Origin of the sequence: Mesorhizobium sp. M7A.F.Ca.CA.003.01.2.1 (assembly GCF_003998945.1) — a bacterium.
GTDB classification, from domain to species: Bacteria; Pseudomonadota; Alphaproteobacteria; order Rhizobiales; family Rhizobiaceae; genus Mesorhizobium; species Mesorhizobium ciceri.
The window spans coordinates 1-6,114 of the sequence record NZ_RZRA01000263.1 but is presented as its reverse complement, the minus strand read 5'-3'; the positions used below and the strand labels follow the sequence as shown (position 1 = coordinate 6,114).

At 53.5% G+C, this 6,114-nt stretch carries 4 protein-coding genes and 1 pseudogene; 4 read left to right on the top strand and 1 reads right to left on the bottom strand.

Annotation, left to right across the window (positions count from 1 at the left end; genetic code table 11):
- Positions 1-192: 192 nt before the first annotated feature.
- The 4 genes from EN969_RS13135 to EN969_RS13120 all read left to right on the top strand — a co-directional run bounded on the left by EN969_RS13135 (position 193) and on the right by EN969_RS13120 (position 5,945).
- Positions 193-849, top strand: a complete 657-nt coding sequence (locus tag EN969_RS13135) for a hypothetical protein (RefSeq protein ID WP_063168210.1) — start codon at positions 193-195, stop codon at positions 847-849.
- Positions 850-858: 9 nt separating this feature from the next.
- The gene (locus EN969_RS13130) at positions 859-2,700 is read left to right on the top strand and encodes a hypothetical protein (protein ID WP_063168211.1); all 1,842 of its coding nucleotides are present in this window, start codon (positions 859-861) and stop codon (positions 2,698-2,700) included.
- Positions 2,701-2,806: 106 nt separating this feature from the next.
- Positions 2,807-4,648, top strand: a complete 1,842-nt coding sequence (locus EN969_RS13125; RefSeq protein ID WP_063168212.1) for a type I secretion system permease/ATPase — start codon at positions 2,807-2,809, stop codon at positions 4,646-4,648.
- On the top strand, positions 4,635-5,945 hold the full coding sequence (locus EN969_RS13120) for an HlyD family type I secretion periplasmic adaptor subunit (RefSeq protein ID WP_063168213.1): 1,311 nt from the start codon (positions 4,635-4,637) through the stop codon (positions 5,943-5,945). Before EN969_RS13125 ends, EN969_RS13120 begins: the two co-directional genes overlap by 14 nt.
- Positions 5,946-5,991: 46 nt before the next feature.
- On the opposite strand, the pseudogene EN969_RS36725 reads toward EN969_RS13120, so the two are convergent.
- Positions 5,992-6,114 (bottom strand): annotated as a pseudogene (locus EN969_RS36725) (FkbM family methyltransferase); the annotation flags it as partial.

Sequence of the window (6,114 nt, the reverse complement as noted above, 5' to 3'; positions counted from 1 at the left end):
CGAAGGCCCAGATGTCCTCGGCCTGGAAACCGACCTGATAGCTACGCATCGAGATCAGCATTATTATAAAAGATCTTACTTATATACTTCGATGAAAGATAAATCTGTAAGTATATTAATTGTTGCAATCGTTATGAGATATGGCATACTAATAACTTAACGAATTAGAGCGCATGCTGGGCGGGAAAACGCGTGCTCAAAGGTCGATTTTCAATTGCGCTCCTCTTGGCTTTGGTCACCTGCGGGCACTCGCAATCCGCATCACTCGACACTGGAGACGAACGTTTTCTCTGGCTCACCTCTTCGTCGATCGATCGCGTTGCCGTGACATACTCGCAGGGAACGCTCTATGTCCCCTCAGATCTATTTCGGGAACGAAATCCGAAGGCAACCATGGATATCAAGCAAGTCGCGCTACGACTGAGCTATCCTGAACTGAAAGCTGGCCGCGGGCCAAACCCCCAGATCCGGGGGGAGGAGGATCTGCTGCCGCTTTCGGACGCACTCGGAGTGGCGGCCTCCGTTCCAGGCGGCCCACTAAAAATTCATATTCCGCAAAACCTCCTGCTTCCAATTATAAATGACCTCGATGCTGGTATTAAATTCGCCTCGTTTCGCGTAAAGGATAATGCTAAGGGGTATCTCTCTCACAATATCTACTATATTTCCGCGCCGGATCCTATGTACATTATGTGCACTGGATATTCTTCTGTATCATCGTGCATGATGAGCTTTGATAGGGCTGGATTGCGCTGGATGATCATGGCGCCTCGTAAATATCTTCGAGAGGACGTCTCTAGGTTTCACAAACGTCTTTCGGCGCTGATTGATTCATTTTCTGAAAAATAGGAGCGTATCATGCCAACTTCACAGCAGATAAACGATATTAACTCTGCATATGCGCTTACCATCTCGACGGGTGACGCGTCTCATTACTACGATGCGCTTTCCGCCGCTGGCATCTACTATGGAAGCATGGCACATGGTGTCGTGAACGCCGACTCGTTAATCGGAATTGTTGCTAACAACTATGCCAAGAACAAAATAGATGGCGATTTCGCGTCAGGACTCTTTGACCAACGTCGCGATGCGCTCATGCTGGAACTCGCTACGCGTGACTACGCTCTTCGGTCAACACAAACTGATTGGAACCTTACGGGGCGGCAAATTTCCGACTATCATGATGCAGCATACCAAACTGTTTTCCCCGAGCTCTCAGGCGCGGCGGAAGGGTGGACACCCTACTACGAGGTTCGAGCTCTCAACGACTATGATTTCTGGCTGGTCACGTCGAGTGCGGATCTGTCTCAGTATCTATCCTACTTTAGAATGAATATTCCGCTGACAGTCGGCGATGCTACGGCGAAAAACTATGCGCTCCAATGGTTCCAGGATATGGATCCATTTGTGTTTAATCTATCTCAGATGAAATTTATTATCGGGGACGATGTTCTCGCCAAAAGCTTGCTCCAGTGGGCCGCTACCCATACGGGATTCTTGGATAGCAAGCAGTCATATCTGTTCGAGCAAAAACCGTATGCCCCAGCTAACGACACCGATGCGTCTGGTTTCCTTGGCAGGTTCATTCATGGTCTCCTGATTGAGGAGGCGGTTTCAGGAACCTCAAATATCCTGCATGCCAGCACTGACTACAAGGAGATATCGTTCGACCGGAGCGATCTCCCCACAACTCCCCATGGGACTGAGTTCGATCACGTGATCAACCAGACCATCGGCACCGCAAACGAGTTGACTCTTGCAGGGTACAATTCCGAGTGGATGCAATCGGATTCCTACAAACTGTCGAACCCTTACTATTGGGGGCTCGACCCGCATAACATCGTCAATATCAACGGCGCCACCTTCATAGCCGGAAATGCGGCAACATCGGCGAACAAGGATGGAAATCTGGTTGTCCTGCAGGGTGACGTTACCAGCTTCACCTTGAACAGCACCTCTCAGTTTATTCTTGTTGGGAATGAAAAGGACAACGAGATAACCTTGGTCAATCCGGATCAGGGATTTGTCTTTTCTGGCGCTGGAAATGACCACATCATAGTCTCGGGTGTTGCAGACAACAGCTGGGGTATAATCCTGCCGGTCATGATTGATACGGGCAGCGGGAACGACACGATCGAGTTCCAGGATTCGAGTCACTTTTTTGTCGGCTATGTCATGACGCCCGATGGCGGGCATGACGTCGCTGTTGGAAATCTAGAGAAGTATTGGCCATCAGATCCCGCTTCAGACTATTCTGCTCCCTTGAATAATTTCCTATTGTCTGGATTAAGCCTCACCGATCTGGATCTAGAGAAGACATTGGTCGCGCAGCGTACAACAACGATACATGCAAGTGAGCAATGGTATGAGATAGACTATGTTACGAACTGGTGGGATGTAAAATATACCCTCAGCGGCAATGACGGAGCCACTTCAATCGAAATTGGTACATATTCATTTAGCTCCAACAAGGCCTACTACATCAGTACCGATGTGCTTTATGGAGACTACACGGTAGACTTTGGTATGTCTTCAGAATGGACAGGGTCGGCGCATGTTATTAACGGGTACTTCGGCAGATCGCAGGTTTTTAATTCATTCTCGTTGGCTTATTTGGACGAAAATGACAACGCGCACAGCGTGGCAATGAACACCGTGTTTGATATGGGATTCGACCCAGCATGGCTTGTTGCCGCTTGAAGTATGTCTTGGGTGAGTCACCTCGGTCTGGATCAGTGGCAGTAACAAGCAATATGCTTGAGCTATGCATAGGATTTTGTGCTGAAGTAGGTGGAACGAGATCTCCATGACCCGATCCCCCGAGAAGATAGGTTCTGGGGGATTTGAAAGGTCACTTGTTGCGGCGAACAAGGCGGTAATCCTCGCAACAGCGGTGATAAGCGGCGTCATAAACGTATTGGCGCTAACTGCCCCCTTGTTCATGTTGCAGGTTTATGACCGTGTGCTTGCCAGCCACAGCGTCCCAACACTGGTCGGCCTCGGGATGCTTGCGTTCGGCCTATATGCCTTTCAATGCGGCCTTGACATCATTCGTGCCCGCGTTCTTCTACGCGTCGGTGAGCGGTTCGATCACCAGCTTTCCGGGCGCGTTCACGACGCAGTCGTCCGCCTTCCACTCGAAACTCGCATGCCCAGCGACGGATTGCAGCCGCTGCGCGATCTCGACAATGTACGCAATTTTCTCTCCGGACCCGGTCCGACCGCGTTTTTCGATTTACCTTGGATGCCCTTTTATCTCGGCCTGTGTTTTCTACTTCATTTCTGGCTTGGTATGACAGCAATGGTCGGCGCGATCTTGTTGGTCTCGCTTACCGTTATTACCGATGCGTCTTCCCGCAACCCAACTCGAGAGGCACTCCGGCATAACACGGTGCGCAATGCCTTGCTGGACGCGTCCCGTCGCAATGCCGAAGCTATACGTGCGATGGGGCTTAGCAATCGCATGACCGCGCGCTGGCGCCTTGCAAATTCGGACTACCTTGCGGCAAATCGCAGGGCCAGCGATGTTGTTAGCGGCCTAGGGGGCGTTGCAAAAACACTTCGTTTGGTTCTCCAGTCCGCAATCCTGGCAGTGGGTGCATGGCTCGCTATCGAGCAGCAGGTCACACCGGGGGTGATGATTGCCAGTTCCATCATAATGGGCCGCGCACTAGCGCCCGTCGAATTGGCAATCGGAAGTTGGAAAGTGTTCCTGATGGCGAGACAGAGTTGGATCCGCCTCAGGGATTTGCTGCTGATGATGCCTGAAGAGACAACTGTCTTGGCCCTGCCCAAACCGCAATGCGAACTGCGTGCCGCAGGCATCACCGTCGTTCCCCCTGGTGAGACGAAGCCGACGGTCTTCGCAGCAAACTTCGTCATGCGCGCGGGGAGCGCGCTCGGCATTATTGGCCCTAGCGGTGCGGGGAAGTCGACGCTTGCCCGCGCTCTCGTTGGCGCCTGGACCCCGGCGAGCGGCAAAGTGCGTATTGACGACGCGTCACTCGACCAGTGGGATCAGGAGGCAATCGGTCGCCACATCGGCTACCTGCCACAGGGGGGCGAACTTTTCGATGGCACGATCGCAGAGAACATCGCCCGCTTCGAATCCGACGCGAAGCCGGAGACAATTGTATCAGCCGCGATGGCGGCTGGCGTTCATGAGCTTATCCTGCAGTTTGATAAAGGATATGAAGCCCGCATTGGAGAAGCCGGATCATCCCTTTCGGCAGGGCAACGCCAGCGGATCGGCCTTGCCAGGGCACTCTACGCCGATCCGTTCCTCGTCGTGCTCGATGAACCCAATGCGAATCTTGACGCCGATGGCGAAGCTGCTGTTGTGAAGGCAATCGCGGCCGTGAGGGAACGCAAGGGGATCGCAATAGTTATAGCGCATCGACCGAGCGCGCTAGCTGCAGTCGATTTCGTTCTCATGATGGAGGCCGGTCGGGTCAAAGCCTTCGGACCACGCGACGAAGTTCTTTCGAAAATATCAAAGGTCCCTTCTCCGAATCCTACCATGGCTGGATATCCGGGCTTTTCTGTATCGGCCAGGATGCTCGCGCCCTTCAAGATGGTCGCAGATCCGAACGAGTCAAAGCCGGAGGTCGCTGAAATCTTGATGGAGGGATCCGATGCCAAACGTTGAGGCCGAATTGGTTTCAAGATCTATCCGGCGGCACCTCTTCATTGGCGGCACTTCCTGCCTTTTCTTGGTGGGAGGCATAGGCGGGTGGGCGGCCGCAACCAATCTCTCTGGTGCAGTCGTGGCTTCCGGCACCTTTGTCGTCGATAGCTATGTCAAGAAAATCCAACATTTGACTGGAGGCGTTATCAGCGAGATTCTCATCAAGGAGGGGCAGAAGATTGCTGCCGGAGATGTACTTGTGCGCCTCGATGCAACGCAAGCGCGGGCAAACCTTGGAATCGTCACCAAGAGGCTGGACGAATTGACTGCACGGCTCGCTAGACTTGAGGCCGAGCGCGACGACGAAGACCAGATTGCGTTTCCAGGAACTTTACTTTCCCGGCTTGACAACACCGATATCGCCGCAGCCGTTCAGAGTGAGCGTCGACTGTTTGAGTTCAGGAAGGAAGACCGAGCGGGGAAGAAGTCCCAGTTGCGCGAAAGAATTAAGCAGTTCGCGCATGAGATCGATGGCCTGAAGTCTCGCGAAACAGCCTTTGATCGTGGGCTCTCTGTGCTTGATGCCGAGATCGCCTCGCTTCAAGTGCTCCGGGCAAAGGGCATTGTTTCTGTGTTGCGATTGAACGACCTGGAGCGAGAGGCGGCGACCCTCGGCGGTGATCGAGGCGAGGCGATGGCCGGCCAGGCTCAAGCAGCAGGCCGAATATCGGAAGCTAGACTGCAGATCCTGCAGATCGACTCCGACCTGAAAACTGAAGTGAGCGCCGAACTTCGTGAAGTGCAAGGTCAGATCGGAGAATATATCGAGCGAAAGATCGCGGCCGAGGATCAACTCAAGCGAATCGACATCATCGCTCCACAGGCTGGCATCGTGCACCAACTGGCATTTCACACTGTCGGCGGCGTCATTTCGCCAGGGGATGTGATTATGTCGATCGTTCCCGATAGCGGCGGGCTCGCGCTGGATGCCCAGATCGCACCGCGCGACATCGACCAGATTGAGCTTGGGCAGAAGGCAGTGCTACGCCTCTCGGCATTCAATCAGCGTACCACGCCAGAACTCAATGGGACGGTTGTCCGTATTGCAGCTGACCTGACGACTAACGAGCGCTCAGGATCTTCCTACTATCAGGTGCGCTTCGTGGTAGCGCCCGAAGAACTGGCGCGGCTAGACGGACTCATTGTTCTTCCGGGAATGCCCGTTGAGGCCTTTATCAAGACCCACGAACGGTCTGCGTTTTCATATTTCGTGAAGCCGCTTTCCGATCAGATCAGTCGTGCGTTCAGAGAGGACTAGGCCACGTCTTTGTAGCAATGGAGGGGGTCGTCTGCTCTATCTTCCTTCACACGAAGGCCCAGATGTCCTCGGCCTGGAAACCGACCTGATAGCCTGATGTCTTCAGCTTGACCACGACCTGGCCGATCTCGGCGGCCGGCAGCGCGCCGACCTCGACCTTGATCATGCC

Excerpts from the sequence above, each read along its gene's own strand:
- EN969_RS13130 (WP_063168211.1), top strand. The coding sequence starts at position 859 with ATGCCAACTTCACAGCAGATAAACGATATTAACTCTGCATATGCGCTT.
- EN969_RS13125 (WP_063168212.1), top strand. The coding sequence starts at position 2,807 with ATGACCCGATCCCCCGAGAAGATAGGTTCTGGGGGATTTGAAAGGTCA.
- EN969_RS13120 (WP_063168213.1), top strand. The coding sequence starts at position 4,635 with ATGCCAAACGTTGAGGCCGAATTGGTTTCAAGATCTATCCGGCGGCAC.